Below are 19,514 nucleotides of genomic sequence, written 5' to 3' on the forward strand. Positions count from 1 at the left end.
AGTTATAATTAAATTATGAAAAAAATCCTTTTCTTTACAGATACACATCTACAGGAAGACCCTATTTCTTCAAGAAAAGATGATTATCTTAAATCAATTTTAACAAAAATAGAAGAGGTGTCTCAAATTGCAAATGATGAAAATGTAGATTATGTTTTATTTGGTGGTGATTTTTTTACAAGACCTTCTCCAAGTTATGAAGTTACAATCTCTTTAACACAAGTTTTGAAAAAGTTCAATTCAAGACCAATAATAGGAATTCTTGGCAATCATGACATTGAAGGAAGAAATCCTGAAACATATAATAGAAAAGCAGTAAAAATGCTTGAAGAGGCAAAAGTTTTAAAAATAATTAAAGAAGGGGAAATTTTTCCACAATTTGATGAAGAAATTGAAATTGTGGGTATAAATTATAAAAATGGTATTGATGATAACATTGAACTACATAAAATAAAAAAGAGGGATAGAAGTAAAATTTTAATTGTACTTGTGCATGCATATCTTCTTCCTTTTAAAGCAAATTTTCCACATATTCCAATTGAAGAAATCTCAAAAATAAGCGAAGGAGATATTTTTTTAGTTGGTCACTATCATGATGGATATGGGATAAGAGAAATAAATGGAAAAATTTTTGTATCTCCAGGAAGCATTGCAAGAGATTCAAAAACTCAATTTGATAGGATACCACAAATTGCTCTTTTAAATATAAATAATGGAAAAATTGATATTAAGTTGGTAAAATTAAAAAATGTAAAAAGAAGAGAGGAAATTGAATTAAAAGAAGAGAGAGTTTTAAATTCTGAATTTTCTTTTCTTGAATATTTTAAGGCTCTTAAAGATGAAAATTTAGGTGCTTCAATTGATCCTGAAAAAATTTTAAATGAAATATTAAGTGATAGAAATATAGAAGATGAAGTAAAGGAAGAAGTTAAAAAAAGATATTATGAAGCAAAAGAGAGAATATATAAAAAATATTGATTATTTTAAGGAAAAATTTAATAAACTAAATAATAAAATAGAGAGTCTCTTAGATATAGAAAATAATAAAATTTTTATTGATTATATTTTAAAAAATAAAGAAAAAGTACCCATAGACACTTCAAATTTTAAATTTAATACTTTTTTTGTTGATGGCTCTATGTCAAAAATTGGAGAAAGTTTTCCAAATTTTTTCTATATTTTTAGATCTCTTTCATATTCTCCAAATTTAGATATTAAAATTTTTATCTATGATCTTTTTTCTCCTCTCATTGATGAAGATAGATTACTTTTTGAAGAAAAATTGCTTTATCTTCAAAATAAAAAAAATCAAAATGAAATTGATTTAAATATATTTGACATAAATTATGTTGAGGAATACTTAAGATATATTTTGATGGCTAAACTTGAGATAGAGGCAGCGAAGGAATCAATTAATTATCTTAATAAAGGAGATATGCTTTTTATGGATGGTTCTTTAAACCATTTTAAAGGTGAAGTGCCTCAAGAATTTAACTCTCTTCTTAAAATATGTTATGAAAAGGAAGTTTTGATATGCGGAGTAGTAGAAGACATTGGAAGTATGGTAATTTCAAATATTGTTAAAGAAAATGGAAATACAATGAAACCACATGATAAGGAACTTCTAATTGGAAATCTTAATGAGGGAGAAATGATTCATATAAAAGAACCATTTAGAAAAGAGGGATTTTCTATAACATTTTTAAGAATTTCTTCTGATCCAACGCCAATATCTTTCGAAATTCCAGTAAAGTGGGAAGATAAATATAAAGAAGTTGCTCAATTTCTAATGTTTATAACTGAAAAATATGGTAGAGGAGTTCCTATTTTCAGAGATTTCGCACATGAAGATGTAAAATTAACTGATAAGGAGAGTTATTTAATTTCAAAAAATTTTATAAAAAATGAATATTTAGAAAAACTTTTTAAACTTAAAAGGTGGCTAAGATGAGTGAAATATATGTAGTTGGGGAAAGTAATCAATTTGAAGTTTACATTGCTTCAAGAGAAGAAAGATTTTCATTAAGAGATTACTTTTTCATAAAGGATGAAAAAGAGTATCTTGGAGAAATTGTTGAATCATATACAATAAATAAATTTTTTCCAAGACCAGACACATTTTCAGAGAGAGATGAAAAAATAATTGAACATCTTAAAATTCTTGGTTTTGATATTGAAAAAGAAGATATTAATATTGCTAAAATTAAACTTCTTGATGAACCACCATATCCTATTAGAGTTGGAAGTAAAGCAAGAAGAGCCAATTTTTCAGAGATAAAAAACATTTTTAAAGTTGAAGAAAAGGGGTTAGTCCTTGGTGGAATTAAAAATAGCGAAAGATTTTATGATGAATTACCTCATAAACTCAAAAATTTATATAAAATAATTGAAGATGGAAAAGAGAGAGAACAAAGAGAGATCCCTTTTATTTTTACAATTGAAGAAATGATTCAATATCCACACATTGGAATTTTTGGTGGTTCTGGTTCTGGAAAATCTTTTCTTGTAAGAGTTATGATTGAGGAAATAGCAAAATTTGGATATCCTGCAATAATTTTTGATCCTCATTTTGAAATGAGTTTTTCAAGTTTAAATAAAGATGAAAAAGGATTATCTGATTTTATTAAAAATATTAGGGTTTTTACAGTAGGAGAAGATACTGGAATCGAATTTTCTGAAATTTCAGAAAGAGAACTTGAAAATCTTTTTAAATCAATTGGAGAGGTCGAAATTCCACAAGAAGATGCAATTTATAATGCATACCTAATGATGGGAAATGAAAGAAGTTTAACAAATTTTAGAGAAAATTTGATTTTCCTCTCACAAAAAAGTAAAGATGAGAGTGATAAAAATATTGTAAGTAGAAGCAGTGCGAGAGCAGTTTTAAGAAAATTAAGTCATCTTGAAAGATTAAACATATTTGGAAAAAGTGATAGAGAGCTTTTGAACTGGGTAAAAAGCGAAAAGATTGCTGTAATTCAAGGCTCTCTCGAAACTCTAAAAACTTTTGCATCATTTTTCTTAGAAAAAATTACTGAAAAAAGAAGAGAATATAAAGATGGAGAAAAGAAAGGTGAAAGAAAAGAATATTTCCCTCCTTTTTTTGTGATTTTGGATGAGGCTCATAATTTTGCTCCAAAAGAATCAATATACTTTATTCCATCAAAAAGAGTTTTAAAGACAATTTCACAAGAAGGAAGAAAATATGGAATTTTTTTAATTCTTTCAACTCAAAGACCTTCTCTACTTGATGACACAATTTTAGCACAACTCTCAACAAAATTTATTTTAAGAACAGTAAGAGAGACAGATCTTGATACAATTAGAAAAGAGACTGATCTTTCAGGAGTTGATATTGGAAGACTCCCATATTTAAAAACTGGAGATGCTTTTGTTTCATCAGCAATTTTTCAAAGATCAATTCCAATAAGAATTAGAAAAACTTTCACAAATCCACCACCCTCTAAAAACCCATTCCTTGAACTTAAAGAGAAAAAAGAAGACAAAAAAGAACAAATTCTTAATTATTTAAAGAGAGAAGGAGTTATTGAGGAAATTTTCTTTGAAAGAGTTATAAAAGATTTTGAGGTTGAAGGAGTTATTTTTAAAGATATTAATGAGATTAAAATTGTATTGAATGAACTTGAGAGAGAAGGATTAATAGAAAAAGAAGAAAATCCAATTACCACAATTTGGAGAATGAAAAATGCATATTAAAGAAATAGTTATTAAAAATTTTCAATCACACAAATATACAAAGATTACTCTTTCAGATAAAATAAATGTTTTTCTCGGAAAAGGAAATAGTGGTAAAAGCGCAATCATAAGAGCCTTAATTTGGGTCTTTTTCAATGAACCTCAAGGAACAAGTTTTATAAGAAAAAATGAACAAAGTGCTTTTGTATCAATAACACTTGATAGTGGTTTTAAGGTTATAAGAGAAAGAGGAGTTAATATAAATAAATATATTTTAATAACTCCAGAAGGAGAGAAAAAAGAATTTTCAAATTTTGGAAGAGAAGTTCCAGAAGAAATAAGAAAAGTTCTTGGAATAAAAACCCTTCCACTTGAAAATGGAAAAAAACTTAACCCTCAAATAAAAGATCAAATTGAAAATATTTATCTACTCGATGAACCACCTTCAACAATCCACTCTACTTTACTTACAATTTCAGGTGGACAAGTTTTTGACGAAGCAATAAATTCAATTCTTGTTGACCTTCAAAGATTAGATAGAAGAGAAAAAGATATCAAAAAGGAAATTGATGAAAAAAACAATTTACTTAAAAACTTTGAAGGAATAGATGAAAAAAAGGAAGAATTAGTTAAGATAAAAAACGAAATAGATGTTTTCAAAAAAATTCAAGAAAAGAAAAATATTTTTGAGAAATTAAAACTTGAATTAGAAAACATCAAAAAGGAGAAAGAAGAAATTGAACTAAATATTAACTCATTAAAAAGGGTAGAATTAATTGAGAAAGAGTCTGATTCTCTCAACTCTAAAAAAGATAAATTGATAAACTTAATAGATCTAAATCAAAAAATAGAAAAAGTAAGAGAAGAAATTAATAAAATTTCACATGATTTAAATTTGCTTAAGAAAAGCAATTTAAGTGAAGATTTATCTTTTGAATTAAAAATTAAAAATGAAAAATTAAATAATCTTAAAAATTTAAAAGTTAATCTTTTAAGAGTCAAAAATGATATTTTCAATTTGGAAAAGGAGTCTAAAGAAATTGAAAAGAAAATAATTGAGGATAAAAATCTATATGTTGCCTTAATATTGAATAGTAAAGTTTGTCCTATCTGTACAAGGGAAATTGATGAAAATATGAAAGAAAAGATCAAAGAGAATTTAAATAAAATGTGGAGGTAAGGTATGAGTAATGAGGATATCATTGCAAAAATTGATTTGATTCATCAAAAAATAAAACAGTATATAAAAAAGAGAGATGAGTTAACTGGAAAACTTGAAGCACTTAAAAAAAGGGAAGAAGAGATTTTTTTAGAACTGAAGGAAAAGTATGGTATTGAATCTATTGAAGAATTAAATGAAGAGATAAATAAACTTGAGAGAGAAATAAAAGAGAAAATAACAAAACTTGAATATTCAATAAAAGAGATAGAAAATGAACTCAATAGAAAGTATAGAGAATAATTTTTTCAAAATTTATCAATTTGTTGAAAGAAAATTAGGGGAGAGAGAAAGAATTAAAAAAGAAATTATAGAAAAAGAAAATGAATTAAAAAAAATTGAAAAAGATAAAATTATTTTAAAAAAAAGTGAAGAGATATTAAAAAATGCGTATGAGAGAATAAGAAAAAACACAATGGAAGGAATAGAGATACTTGTTAATAAAGCGCTACAAAAAATTTTTGATGATTTAGTATTTAGAATAGAACTTGAGGATGAAAGAAATAAAAAAGTTGCAAAACCTCTTATTAAAAAGATAACCCAAAATTTTGAGTTTGAGGGAGATCCACTTAATTCAAGTGGTGGAACTGTAAGTCAAATAATTTCTCTTGCTTTAAGAATAAGTATTCTTGAGAAGAGTCTTAATCCCAGATTTGAAGGTCCATTAATTTTAGATGAACCGCTTACTTTTCTTGATGAGGGAAGTAAAAGAAAAATTGGGGAGTTTATAAAATCAGTAAGTGAATATTTAAGAAGACAAATTATTTTAATAACTCATGATAGAATTTTAATGGAAATTGGGGATAAAACTTTCTATGTGACACAAGAGAATGGTGAAAGCATAGTTAAAGAGATTGAAAATATAGAAGAGATAGAGGAAATTTAAAAATTTGAAACTTTCCCCTTTTTTATTAGTTTAATATATTATACAATTTATAAGAATAGATATGAAAGGAGGTAAAATGAAATTTATTAAAATTGTTTTATTATTAATTGCTTTGTTGAGTCTACTATTTTCATTGAGTGCGTGCGCTATAAAAGAAAAAGAACAAATTGTAAAACTTTTTTATTACAATCCTGAACTTGATAAAGATCAAGAAGGTAATATTTTATGCAGTGAAAAAGGACTTGTTCCAGTTGAAAGAAAGATTAAAAGTGATAATGTAATTGAGAATACTATTAAACTTCTTTTAGATGGAAAATTGACAGATGAAGAGAAAAGCAAAGGAATTACAACAGAATATCCTCTTGAAGGTGTTAAATTAATTAAAAGTGAATTAAAAAATGGGACACTTATTTTAACTTTTGAAGATCCATATTTCAGAACATCTGGTGGTGCCTGTAGATCAAAAATATTGTGGCTTCAAATTGAATATACAGCAAAACAATTTGATGAAGTTAAAGAGGTAAAATTTTACCCAGAAGACCTTTTCCAACCATAAATGTTCTGTCATAAAAATTAATGTTACAAAAGTGTCTGACACTTTTGTAACATATTAAAAAGGGCTCCCAAATTTGGGAGCCCAAAGTTTTTTATCAAATAAAACCCTTTATGGATAGTAGGTGATTGTTACTTTCTGTAAAACCGGATCCCAGTCAACTTTTGCTCCAAATGCTTCTGCTATAAATCTAATTGGAACTACTGTTCTTCCTTGTGGTTCAACAGTAAATGGAGCAACATCTAATACATATGGTTTTCCATTTACATATGCAATTTTATTTCCAAGTTGCATATCAATAATAACCATTGATCCATCGCTCTTCTTAAGTTCAATATGAATTCCTTCAGTTTTTGGATCCCAATCAACTTTTGCTCCAAATGTTTCAGCAATAAATCTAAGTGGAACCATTGTTCTTCCAGGTGGCATTGTGAATGGAGCAATCTCATAAATAACTGTAGTTGTAACACCATCTTTTGTTACCTTTATAACTGGTGAGTCAATTATCATTTCAATTATTATCTCTCTTCTAAATTTAACTGTCTTTGAAACAGTTGATACATTTCCTGCTTTATCTTGTGCTTTCACTACAACCTGAATTTCATTTTCACCGACAGGAATTGTTAAGGTGTATGAGAACGATCCATCTGGATTTACTAAAACAGGTTCATCATTTATTGTAACTGTTGCACCAACTTCAGTTGTTCCCTTAATCTCAAATATCCTTTCTAAAACATTTTCTGGAATAATTACTTGAAGTTTTGGTGGAGTTGTATCAAGTGTAACTGAAATTCTTTTTGTTTTTGTTAGAGTTCCTTTTTCTGCTTTAATCACAATTGTATTTAATCCTTCAATTAATGTGTAAGAAGTTTCGAATTTTCCTTCTTCATCAACATCTATCTCTTCATCATTTATGTAAACAGTTGCACCCTTATCAGTTGAACCCTTAATTGTTATTACTGGAGTATTTACAAATGAAGGTATAGGTTCAACATTTAATGTTAGTGTTGGTGGTTTATAAGTTACATATATTTCTTTAATACCAATATTTCCAAATTCATCAACAGCGATAACTCTAATTCTATTTGTTCCTTCATCAAGTGTTACATAAGTCATAAATGTGCCGTCTGGAAGAAGGTCAACTCTCATTCCATTTACATAGACTGCTGTCACTGAAGATTCATCTGATACTTTTCCTATAACTTCAATTTTTGTTTTTTGAGTTTCGCTTCCATCCTCTGGTTCAAGTATAGTTATTTCAGGAGGAGTTGTATCTTCTGTTACCTCTCTTGCATAGAAATAGTCATAGAAAACATACTCCTTATCTTGTTTCTTTACTACAATATCATATCCACCTGCATATTTTGGTTTAAAGTCGGTAAAAACAACTGTGCCTGAATTGTCAGTATATCCTTTCAAGTCATATACTGTTTGAGCATAGTTATATGCAAATGTTATTCCCACTTCTGCACCTAAAATAGGATTATTATGAGCATCTACAACAGTTATCTTAATTCTATTTGGTTTATTAACAATTGCCTTATCAATTATTGTTCCTTGAGGTGTTGAAATTTCTACAGTCACCTTTACTGATACAAGATCAAATTCATTTAAAATGACATATTTTCCAACTGGAGTATCATTTGTTGTGTAGTAAAGAATAACTTTTGGTGAATCTTTTAGTGTTGGATTTTTGTTATCTCTTCCATTAACTGTTAATGTTCCAGACGAAACTCCACTTAGTGAAACCTTATTCATAATTACTGTTCTAAATCCAAATGGCGCACCATAAGAATCAAGTTTTCCATCTGCTCCAACCTCTTTTGCATAGAATGGTGCATTTGTTATTGGATCAAATAGTGAGAATGTTACAACTTCATTTATTTCAGCAGAAAGAATATTATCTTGTGGAGTTATAACCAACTTTGGTTTAACAATTGGGATATCAATTTCTCCGTATGTATCTCTATTTGGTCCAATTGCAACAATTTTTGCTTCTCCTTCTTCAAGATATGGTTCACCAAGAGTAAGTGTAAATGTACCATTCATATTATTTACAAATGTTGAGCCTTTCGAACCAATTGCTATCATCTCTGAACCATTAGGAACACCTGGCGCATTTATCAAAAGTTGATGTTTTCTTCCAGCAAGAATCTTGTTATAGGTTGTTATTCCATCTATAGAAAGAAGAGATATATTAAGAGTTTTCTTTGGTTTAATAACAAATGCATAAGGTAAATATCCCATAATTTTTGAAGTTGGAATACTTGGATCACCAGTATAAACTTTAACAAGAGTGTATCTTCCAACTTCAAATGGTGTTCTTTCTTTTTCAGGATCTGCTGCGTGGTTAAATCCTACATTGAGTTGAGTATAAACTCCATTAACAATATTTTGATTAAGAGGATCAAGGTGGGATGCATCAATTGTAATTTTTGGTGTTGCTCCACCTACATTAAACATATCTCCTACAGGTGAACCATCTTTGTTATATCCCCAAATCTCTACCCAAGCATTATTTCTTGGAACACCATTCTCATCAAGAACTGTAACACTTATACTACCTACTCCACCTTGAACAATCTCTTGTGGTGCTGTTTCAACTTTTATCTTAAATCCTAAAATATTTGTGAATTTATTGAATAATTTAAAGTTAATTTCACTATCAGAAACTTTTCCATTTTCTTCATCACTTCTATTATCAACACCTCTTAAGGTAAATTTTAGATTAATTGGAAGTTCAGTGTACATACAAGGTATAAATTTAAGTTTAATTTCAGTATCGCTTCTTGAAATCTCCTCAACAAATATTGTGTCATCTTTATCAATTTCATATCCTTTTGCTGGATCAAAAACAACAAGGCCAGGTGTTGGTGGTTGATGGAATCCGAAAACAAGAATATACTCTTCTCCTACAACTGCTGGAATCATCTCTCTATCTAATCTTACAGATTTTAGATCAATGTAAGCATATGGATTATAAAGAGATAGTGGTTGAATTGGTAAAGATAAAAGAACCGCACCAGCAACTTTAACAAGTAGTGACCCACTTCCTGTTCCAACTGGAGTTAGAGAAATAAGATATGTTCCTTTTGTTATTGGTTTAACTAACTTATTTTGGAGTGTCCAACCTGGTGGAAGTTCAAACGTGAACTTATCTTTAAGATTTAAAGACAATTCATCAAGAGGATTTCCTGATGAATCTGTAACAAAAATTGTGAAGTAATTTAATTTATTTGCATAAAGAACTGTTGGTTCAACAAGAAGAGTGGCTTTATAATTTGGAGCACCAATTGTGAAAGGTCTATATGGAACAGGATTACCTATCTGATTGTAATATCTTCCATATTTATAATCACCTAAACCACTTTTCTCATTTCCAACTCTTGTAAAGATAGCATAACTTCCAAGTTCATCAATTATTGCATAAATCTTAAAATATCCATTTGGACCAAGTTTTACAGGTGCATATGTTTGAGGTGGAAGATTTGCTCTTACTATTTCGTTTATAGGTCCATCTGAAATATTTACTCTTTCATAACCTTTAACTGGATCAACCTTCCAAAGTTCAACATAAACATCATTATTTCCTGGGGTAAGGCTTCCTGGAAGTTGAAGTGTCCCTTCTATAATTTGTGGAGTTGAAAGATCAACAGTTAGTTTAGATAAATCAGTTGTAATTGTATCTTTATATTTAAGGTAAATATACATATAAACTTTTGGATTGGTTTGTGCTTCAATAATATAGATCCCATCATACTTTGCGCCTTGATAACCTGTAACAGAATTAAAACTCCCTGTAACAATAGAGAAAAGACCATTTATATCAGTAGATGTTGTATAAACAACTGAAGACCAAGGTTCAAGATAAAAGTTACCATATTCATCAAATCTTCCTGGACCTGTCATAGTTATAGTTACAAAATTTAATGGATCAAGTTTACCATCAAAATTCAGGTCTGATAATGTAGTAAGAGTTCCAGGAAGAGTATCGCCAATTGTTGCTATTAATATACCATCACATCCTGTTTGTCCACCCACTGTCATTAAAGGAGTTGCTTTGAATTCAAACTGTTCATAATCTTCAAGCCACCATTTTGTTGAAGGATAAGAAGGCACAACATCACCCCTTATAGTTACAGTTGTAACTTGTCCAACATTTAGACCAAGTTCTTGTGCTGAAATATAAATTGGAATATTAACCCATTGCCCTGGAGTTGAAACAGGAGGTGATTTATCAATAATTTTTGCATATCCAGTATTTGTTGTAATTGTAACTTTTAATTTATCACCAAGTTGATCAATATACCACTTAATATTTACCAAAAATCCAGATCCACATAATTTAAATGAACTTTTAACAACATCAACAAGAGCATTTACTCTTACAAAACCCGAAGTTATCGCCCAATCTGGTGGCATCAATGGAGGAACAGTTGAAGAAATAGTTCCACAACAAGAAGTATATACTGTTGCAATTATATAACCAGTTGGATGATAGTTTGAAGATGCAGTAAATAGACCTGTTTCAGAATCAATTGTACCAATAGGAATGGCTGGATCATTATTTAAAATACTCCATTTTGGAGATGGAGTAATAACTGTATGATATAAAGCATCTTCGGTTCTTGCAAAAAATTGTTGTCTTTCCCCAGAAATCAAACTTATACTATCAGGAGTCACCCAAACTTTTATTCCCATTGTTACTTGGGCAAAAACTGGATTTGAATTATATACAATAGAAAATCCACCACATGCATTTCCTGGACACCCATCATTGTAATTAAATGAAGCCCATATATTGTATGTTCCACCACCACATGAAGGTGAATAGAAGGTCCCATTTTTATCAATTGTGGCATTTATATCTTCATAATCATTTAATCTTATATCACCTATCTCAACTATGCCATTTCCATTAGTATCTATATAAAGAGGCTCACCAGGGTTCCAGGCTACATCTCCATTATTATCTACAAATTTTATTGGTGAACTTTGAAAAGAATTTAGAGAATGTGTTATATCTGTATCAGTAGGGCCAACTATTGAATTTGGTTTATAATTTGAAACCCATGCTAACCTTATATCACCAGAAGATACAGTACCAGAATTATCAACATCTATATATATAGGCTCTCCCCAATCATATAAACCATTTCCGTTTGTATCAACAAATTTTTCTGAAGAAGTAAAAGAAATTAAATTAATTGAATCTGCAGGCGTATCACCTGCTAAAGATAAATCTTTATCACCAAATTGTACTTTAGAACCTGATGGATATATTATCCAATCATTTATTGATGTATCAAATATTTTTACTTCACTTACTCTAATATCTCCGATAGAAATTGTACCAGAACTATCCATATCTTTATATATATATTCATATAACTCAATTAAATTATTGTCACCAGCAAGAGGAGCAATATCTGTTCCTGGATCAAATAGTCCATTTCCATTAACATCTGTCCATTCAATATCCACTCCAGTAGGTGTATATTTTCCATCACTACTTAAATTCTCAGCATGAAGGGGTTCAAATGAAACAAGAGGTGTTCCAATATCACCATCACCATTTGAAACATCTCCAGGGGCAAGACCACAAGCACATGAAACTAATCTTTTATCATTTTTACTTACTTTATTATCAACATCTATATCTATATATAAATATTCACCTAAATCATAAGTTCCATTCCCATTTAAGTCAACAAATTTTACATTGGTTAAGGAAATTAATGATTTACCTGAATCTTTATCACCAACGATAGAGTTTGCAGGGAAGATGTTTCCTTTACCATCTTTTACATCTGTTAATCTAATATCACCTTCACTTACTTTTCCATCGCTATCAACATCTCTATAAATATTCTCTCCAATATGGTATACAATTGGAATAGAAGATACCTCTTCTGTATGTTTTTCATTTGGTTTAAAATCGATTAATGTTCTTCCCATATCTGCTTCACAGGTTGGACATAGTGTACCAACAATAGAACCAGCAGGATAAGTTATCGTGCCTATCTTAACAAGAGTTAATCTTACATCTCCATAAGACACTGCACCATTTGAATCCATATCTTTATAAATCCATTCACCAGCATCATAAAGACCATTTATTGATACATTTTCAGTGTGTCTTTCAATTCCAGGTACAAAATTAAATAAATTTTTATCTTTATCAGGTGAAAAGTCAACCTTTGAGTTCTTTGGATAACCCACTCCCCAATTCACAAAGTTTTCAGCAAATGGAATTGAATTATTATTTTTATCTGTAACAGTTGCTTTAAATTGATAATTTGTACATGGTGCTATCCAAATTATCTGTGGTGAAATAACTACCTTTGGTGGTCCTAAAAATACTACAACTTTACTTGTTACTGTTCTTGTAATTGCTCCAATTGTTAAATTACAAGTTATTGTATGTTGTTGTGGTGGTCCAGTTATTACAGGTGATGTGTAAAAACCATTTCTATCAATAGTACCACCGCCAGTTGAGATAGACCAACTCATAAAGAATGGTTGTGAAATTCTTAAATCACCACTATCAACAATTTTATTGCTCTTAAAATCTATATAAAATTGTACTGGTTCATTATCATCCCAAACTTTGTTGTTATTATCATCATAAAATCTGTATATAATTGGGTAATAAGATAAATATGATTCACCATTATATATTGATATATCTTTTAGTTCAAAAAATTTATACTGTTCTATATATGGATTATATGGTTTTGCATCAAAATCAGTATTAAATCCATCATCTTTAACTGTTGTTCCTGCCTCATAGTGATAAAATTTTCCATCTTTTGTCCAGAAAGAGATTGGTGTCATTCTAACATCACCAGGAGTTACACTTCTTGAATTATCAAGATCAAGATAGATAAAATCACATGCATCAAACACATCATTTGTATTTGTATCCAAAAATCTTAATGAAGGAGTAAAAAGTCTTGTATCATTTGTATCAACTAAATTATTAGTATTATTGTCTATATAAATCCTTTCACCAGGTGAATATGAACCAGATGAATCTTTATCAACATATTTTAAATTACCACCAAATGCTGTTAAACTTAATCCAACATCTGCATCTATCCCTAAAACAGTTGTTCCTGCTTTATAATATTTTCCACCAAAATTTACATTTGATAATCTTTTATCACCAGCATTTACTGTTCCATCTAAACTATAATAAATCCAATCAGCAGGGCTATAACTTCCGGAATTATCTCTATCAACAAATCTTTCATTTGCAGAAAAAACACTTAAAGCATTACCATCATCTTCATCGCTTAATTTAACTATTGTTCCATTAGTTGGATTTGGAAATGTATATAGATATTCAAGAGGTCTTCCTAAATCTGGATCTAAAGTTTTAACAACTGTTCCTGGAGTGCTACCAGCATAAAATGAACCAGAAATTCTAATATCTCCTCTTGATACAGTTTTTGAATTATCAGTATCAAAATATATACAATCTAACTGGTCATAAAATCCATTTCCATTTGTATCACAATATCTAAAATTAGCATCATGACCATCTTCAGGTGGATCTTGAGGTGCTGCTATTTTTCTTTCAAAATCATCAAAAAATAGAGTAGTTCCTGTTAAAGTTTTTATATAAAAATCATCCCAATAAGTTTCTCTTGCAGTTGCATCACCACCATATTGCCAAACACCAAAAATTCCTGTAAGAATAGGTGAAGGATCTGTATAATCAATATATAAAGTATTATCAACATAAACTTTTATATTTGAACCTGATGCAACAATTTTTAAGTTATAAAATGTATTTGCTAAACCAATCGTAAAAACTTGTGTTGTCAAGACAGTGTTAACTCCGTTAACAACTTTTACAAGTCTTATATTTCCACCCCAAAAATCAACATAATAACCATTTGCTTTTGGATTATTTCTTGTAAGGTAATCATTAAATCTAAATTTTACACCACCATGGTAATTTGAAGTACTACTAAATGCTATTTTTGTTTCGAGAATAAAATCTGATAGATTTTTATTGTAAAGGGGGTGAATGAATAGAGATGTATCATCAGGACCAACTACATTTGGATGTGATAGATAAATAAAATTACCTGTTCCAAATGGTGTATCCCATCTCCACCCTGCTGGATTACCTGTATCACTTATTCTAAACCATCTTGCAGTGGGTATAATTTTCGAAGGATCATTAGTTGCATTAATTCCGCAATCATCATCTGCATCTCTTACAAATGTACCAAATCCATGGGTAAAACCCTCATAAATTGTATTTCCATAAATATCTTTAGGCTGTGGAACAAGTATAGTGTTATTACCAAAACTTGCATTAATACCCCCTGTAGGGTAATAGTTTGATTCTACAAATGCTGGATCTGGTATTAATACCATATGGTCAAATAGTCCAGGTTTAACATAAATTGAGAATAAGGATTGAATATGTTTATTTGTTTGTAATTTTATTTGATAGAATCCAGATTTTGTTGGGTTTTTAATTCCACATGGTAATAAAAATGTAAGTGTGTGATTAAGATCTTTAGGAAGATTAATTGAAGTTATAACAGCAATTCTTTTATTTAATAAATCAACTTGAACATCTGAAATATTATTACTTCCATCAATTAAAACTTGAGTTTTTGGAATTACATTTGGAATATAAAATTCTTTTTGTGCATCTCCGGTTGGGTCAGTGGGGAAAATTACTTGAATATTATCTGTATTTGCTAATAGATCTACAGTTTTTAATTCAAAAATTATATCTATTCTTGTAATCTCACCAACAATATCTGGAGTTAAAGTGATTTCTTTAATAATTGTTTCATTAGCAAGATTTAATCCTAAAGATAAATTAAATTTAGGAAGATAAACAAAAATTAATAGTAGAGTTAAAAAAATCCCTAAAAATTTTTTCATTCTTTCCTCTCCTTTCTTCCTTTTTTTAATTAACATAACTCCCTATTACACCTCTCTATTTATAAAAAATTTTATAATAAAATAAAAATAATTTACTCTTCGCTTACATTTTCAAAGTTTTCTATGATTATATTATAATCTCTAATTTTATTAAATAAAGATTTTCTTGATATCCCCAATAGTTTTGCTGCTTTAGTTTTATTGCCCTTACACTGTTTGAGTGCTTTAATAATCATTTCTTTTTCCGCCTTTGCAACAACTTCATTAAGTGGTAAAATCTTATCTCCGTTTATGTTATTAGATACTAATTCTTCTTTTTTGTTCCCAATAATTGTTTGAGGAAGATAATCTTTTAAAATTATTTGACCATGTGAAGCAACAATTGCATGTGCAATTGCATTTTCAAGTTCTCTTACATTTCCTGGCCAAGAGTAGTTCATAAAAATTTCCATCACTTCAGGATCTACTCCTGTTACAACCTTTTGATATTTATGGGAATATTTAAATATAAAATATTCAACAAGATCAGGAATATCTTCTTTTCTTTCTCTTAATGGTGGAAGTGTTATTGTAAAAACATTTAATCTATAATAAAGATCTTCTCTAAATTTTTTTTCTTCAACAAGTTTTAAAAGATTTTTATTTGTTGCTGCGATTATCCTTGCATTTGTATAAATTGTTTCTGTTCCTCCAACTCTCTCAAAAGATCTCTCTTGTAAAACTCTCAAAATTTTTGCTTGAAGTGGTAAACTCATATCACCTATTTCATCTAAAAAAATTGTTCCATCTTTCGCTTGCTCAAATTTTCCAATATGTCTTTCTTTTGCATCTGTAAATGCACCTTTTTCATGACCAAAAAGTTCTGATTCAAGTAATCCCTCAGGAATTGCTGCACAATTAACTGTTACAAATGGTTTATCTCTTCTTGAAGAATTCTTATAAATTGATTTTGCAACAAGTTCTTTACCTGTTCCACTCTCTCCTAAAATTAATACTGTTACATCAGAGGAGGCTGCTCTTCCAATTTGTTTATAAACTTCTTGCATGACTTGAGATTTTCCAATTAATCCCTCTGCTTGAAAATCTCCTTCATAAATTCTCTCTTTTTTCTTAATTCTCTCTGATAGTTTCTTAAGTTCTATCGCTTTTTTTAAAGTAACTCTTATTTCATCAAGATCAAGTGGTTTTGTAACATAGTCATATGCTCCTTCTTTCATTGCTTGAATTGCAACTTGACTTGTGCCATATGCTGTCATTAAAATAACAGGAAGATCTTTATCAATCTCTTTTATTTTTAAAAATGCCTCCATCCCATCCATTCCAGGCATCTTGTAATCCATTAGTACAACATCAGGATAAAACTCACTTACTTTTTTTAAAGCCTCCTTACCATTTTTTGCTTTAATTATAATATATTCATCTTTAAGTGCTTCATTTAAAAATTCAAGAATATTTTCTTCATCGTCAACAATTAAGACTGTTACTTTATCATTTTTCCTCATATTCATAAAACAATTATACCATTTAATTTATTGGTAAATACACAAAAAAACTTGTACCATTTTGATCTGAGTTAAACCAAATCTTCCCATTATGCATTTCAACAAGTTTTTGTGAAATAGGCAATCCAAGACCTGTTCCTTTCTCCTTTGTTGTAAAAAATGGAGTAAATATTTTTTCTTTATCTTCTTCTTTAATTCCAAATCCAAAATCTCTCACTTCTATTAAAATTCCATCTTCATATCTTTTTGTTTTTATTATAATTTTTCCATTATAATCAGAACTTTCAATTGCATTTAATATTAAATTTAATAAAACTTGCTCCATCTGTTTAGGATCAAAGTTAAACTTTGGATCAAAATTTATATCTAATTCAATATTCATATTTTTTTCACTTATTTTTTCTTGAAGAAGAGATATTGAATCTTTTATTACACTTGAAATATGTGATAAAACTTTATTTGGAGGAGAGGGTCTTCCATACATAAGCAAATCTTTAATTATATCCTCTAATCTCTTAACTTCATTTAAAATTGTTCTTGTATATTTTAATTCATCACTATCTTTTTCAAATTTCTTTTCAAGAATTTGTGTAAATCCTTTTATTGCAGTAAGAGGATTTCTAATTTCATGAGCAACACCTGTTGTAAAAATTCCAAGTGTTTTAAGTGCTTCTGTTCTTCTTTTCTCTTCAAGAAGTTTGACCTCTTCAGTTACATCTTCAAATGTTATCAAAATCTCATCTGTATTAAATGTAGTTGAGAATATATTAAAGATTTTCTCTTCCTTTTGAATTTTTACTCTTTTCTCTTTAAGTTTTCCCTTATTAAAAAGTTCTAAAATTATTTCTTTTAAAATAGGAATAGAATTTATATTTTTTTCAAGAATATCTTTTTTCTTCAAATCTAAAAGTTTTTCAAAAGCCCTGTTTAGGTCTTTTATAATTCCATCTTTTGTAATTACAAGAACTCCAGTATTAATTGTTTCAAGAATTTTTTCTGAGTTACTTCTTGTTACAAGAAGAGTCTGAGCAAGATCATTTATTGCAAAACTTATCTCACCCATCTCACCTGTCATTTTAGGAAGTTTATATGAAAGATCTAATTTTAAATTTTCAAGACCTCTCTTTATAACAGTAACTTTTCTAACAAAAATTGCTGAAATATAAATTGCAAAAATTCCTGAAATTAAAACTACAACATAAAGAATATTTCTTTGAGTTAATTTCAATTGACTAATTTTTGAGGTTACAATTTCTTTAGGTTCTTCTACCCAAACATATCCAGCCTCTTCACCAAATTCATAAAGAGTTAATATAACTCTATATTTTTCTGAAAAGGTAGAAGAAGATTCATAAAACGCCACAGGTCTATTAAAATAGTCTCCATATATAAAATATCCAACGCCATACATAGGATTTTGCTCATGAATTGTATATGTGTAATCTTCTAGTGATCTTTCAAGATATAACCTTTTAGCAGTGTTTAAATCTATTTTTTGAATTGAAGCGGTTGTTATTAATCTTTCTATAATTCTTGTATATGCAATTTCAAGTTGTTTTGCAACAGTGGTTAATTTTTCTTCTTCTGCTTTCCAAAGGTTATCTTCCATTGTTTTAATCATTATTGAACCAAGTAGAAATGTTGATACAATAACAACTATAAAGAATGAAATAATTACTTGAAACCTTAATGAATTAAAAAATTTCATTTATAACTCAAAAACATTTTTAATTGAAATCCAATATTCATCAACTCTCTTTGTCTTATTTAAAACCTCTTTTAGTGGAATTGATGTAATTTCACCATTAAGAAGTGTTGCCATTCTTCCGAATTCACCATTTTTAACCATATCAACAGCCTTTATTCCAAGTCTTATTGTCAGAATTCTATCAAAAAGAGTTGGTGCTCCACCTCTCTGAATATGTCCAATTTGTGCAACTCTTGTATTTATATTCAATTCATCTTTTATAATTTTTCCAAGATAACTTCCAACACCTCTTTCCTGTAAAAGTTTATGACCAAAAGCATCAACTTCAACATCTTCTCTCTCTGCAACCTCAACTCCTTCAGATACACAAACCACTGCGTATCCTTTTCTTTCAAAAGCCCTTTTTACTTTCTCAATAAACTTATCTTTATCAAATTTTTCTTCTGGAATCACTGTAACATCTGCTCCACCTGCAAGTCCAGTAAAAAGAGCTACCCATCCTGCTTCTCTTCCCATAACTTCAAGAATTAAAATCCTTTTCATTGCTTTTGCTGTGTCTTTTAATTTCTCAAGAGCATCCATTGAGATTGTTGTGGCTGAATCAAAACCAAATGTGTAATCTGTGCCAAAAACATCATTATCCATTGTTTTAGGAACTCCAACTGTATTAACCTTATACTCTTCATATAATTTTGCAGCAACACTCAATGTATCATCACCACCAATTGCAATAAGAGCATCAATTTTTTCTTTTTTTAAAGTTTCCAAAATTCTTTCGACTCCTTTTTCTTCTTTAAAAGGATTTGTTCTTGATGAATACAAAATTGTACCACCTAAATTTAAAATATCTTCTACATCTTGAAGATTTAAAAATTTTCCATTATCTTCAATTAAACCTTTCCACCCATCAAAAAAACCAAAAACTTCAAACCCATATTTTAAACTTCTATAAAAAACCGCTCTTATTGTTGAATTTAATCCAGGGCAATCTCCTCCACCAGTTAAAACACCAATTCTCATATTTAATACCTCCT

At 29.1% G+C, this 19,514-nt stretch carries 11 protein-coding genes; 7 read left to right on the plus strand and 4 right to left on the minus strand.

The genetic code is table 11. The features are described from left to right. The first annotated feature begins 15 nt into the window (after positions 1-15). From QMD25_00750 to QMD25_00780, 7 genes are all read left to right on the plus strand, one after another. Entirely contained in the window at positions 16-978 is a 963-nt protein-coding gene (locus QMD25_00750) for a metallophosphoesterase (GenBank protein ID MDI6860530.1), read from the plus strand. Next, positions 944-1,951, plus strand: a complete 1,008-nt coding sequence (locus tag QMD25_00755; protein ID MDI6860531.1) for a DNA double-strand break repair nuclease NurA — start codon at positions 944-946, stop codon at positions 1,949-1,951. The genes QMD25_00750 and QMD25_00755 overlap by 35 nt, the downstream gene beginning before the upstream one ends. Next, positions 1,948-3,717: an ATP-binding protein gene (locus QMD25_00760; GenBank protein ID MDI6860532.1), complete on the plus strand. Its 1,770-nt coding sequence runs from the start codon at positions 1,948-1,950 to the stop codon at positions 3,715-3,717. Before QMD25_00755 ends, QMD25_00760 begins: the two co-directional genes overlap by 4 nt. Then, on the plus strand, positions 3,707-4,876 hold the full coding sequence (locus QMD25_00765; GenBank protein MDI6860533.1) for an AAA family ATPase: 1,170 nt from the start codon (positions 3,707-3,709) through the stop codon (positions 4,874-4,876). Before QMD25_00760 ends, QMD25_00765 begins: the two co-directional genes overlap by 11 nt. Positions 4,877-4,879: 3 nt before the next feature. Beyond that, on the plus strand, positions 4,880-5,158 hold the full coding sequence (locus QMD25_00770) for a hypothetical protein (protein MDI6860534.1): 279 nt from the start codon (positions 4,880-4,882) through the stop codon (positions 5,156-5,158). After that, on the plus strand, positions 5,130-5,801 hold the full coding sequence (locus tag QMD25_00775) for a hypothetical protein (protein ID MDI6860535.1): 672 nt from the start codon (positions 5,130-5,132) through the stop codon (positions 5,799-5,801). Before QMD25_00770 ends, QMD25_00775 begins: the two co-directional genes overlap by 29 nt. 76 nt (positions 5,802-5,877) lie before the next feature. Then, positions 5,878-6,357: a GerMN domain-containing protein gene (locus tag QMD25_00780; GenBank protein ID MDI6860536.1), complete on the plus strand. Its 480-nt coding sequence runs from the start codon at positions 5,878-5,880 to the stop codon at positions 6,355-6,357. Positions 6,358-6,465: 108 nt separating this feature from the next. Here QMD25_00780 and QMD25_00785 read toward each other — a convergent pair whose 3' ends face one another. The 4 genes from QMD25_00785 to QMD25_00800 all read right to left on the minus strand — a co-directional run bounded on the left by QMD25_00785 (position 6,466) and on the right by QMD25_00800 (position 19,500). Next, positions 6,466-15,270 carry a stalk domain-containing protein gene (locus QMD25_00785; protein ID MDI6860537.1) on the minus strand — a complete coding sequence of 2,935 codons (8,805 nt, stop codon included), beginning with the start codon at positions 15,268-15,270 and terminating at the stop codon, positions 6,466-6,468. 92 nt (positions 15,271-15,362) lie between these two features. Next, entirely contained in the window at positions 15,363-16,772 is a 1,410-nt protein-coding gene (locus tag QMD25_00790; GenBank protein ID MDI6860538.1) for a sigma-54 dependent transcriptional regulator, read from the minus strand. Between the two features lie 22 nt (positions 16,773-16,794). Continuing rightward, positions 16,795-18,480: an ATP-binding protein gene (locus tag QMD25_00795; protein ID MDI6860539.1), complete on the minus strand. Its 1,686-nt coding sequence runs from the start codon at positions 18,478-18,480 to the stop codon at positions 16,795-16,797. Beyond that, a complete protein-coding gene (locus QMD25_00800; protein MDI6860540.1) occupies positions 18,481-19,500 on the minus strand; it encodes an ATP-dependent 6-phosphofructokinase in 1,020 nt (339 codons plus the stop codon). It lies immediately after the preceding gene. Positions 19,501-19,514 lie beyond the last annotated feature (14 nt).

The sequence above is a fragment of the Caldisericia bacterium genome (assembly GCA_030018355.1).
Taxonomy (GTDB): Bacteria; Caldisericota; Caldisericia; order B22-G15; family B22-G15; genus JAAYUH01.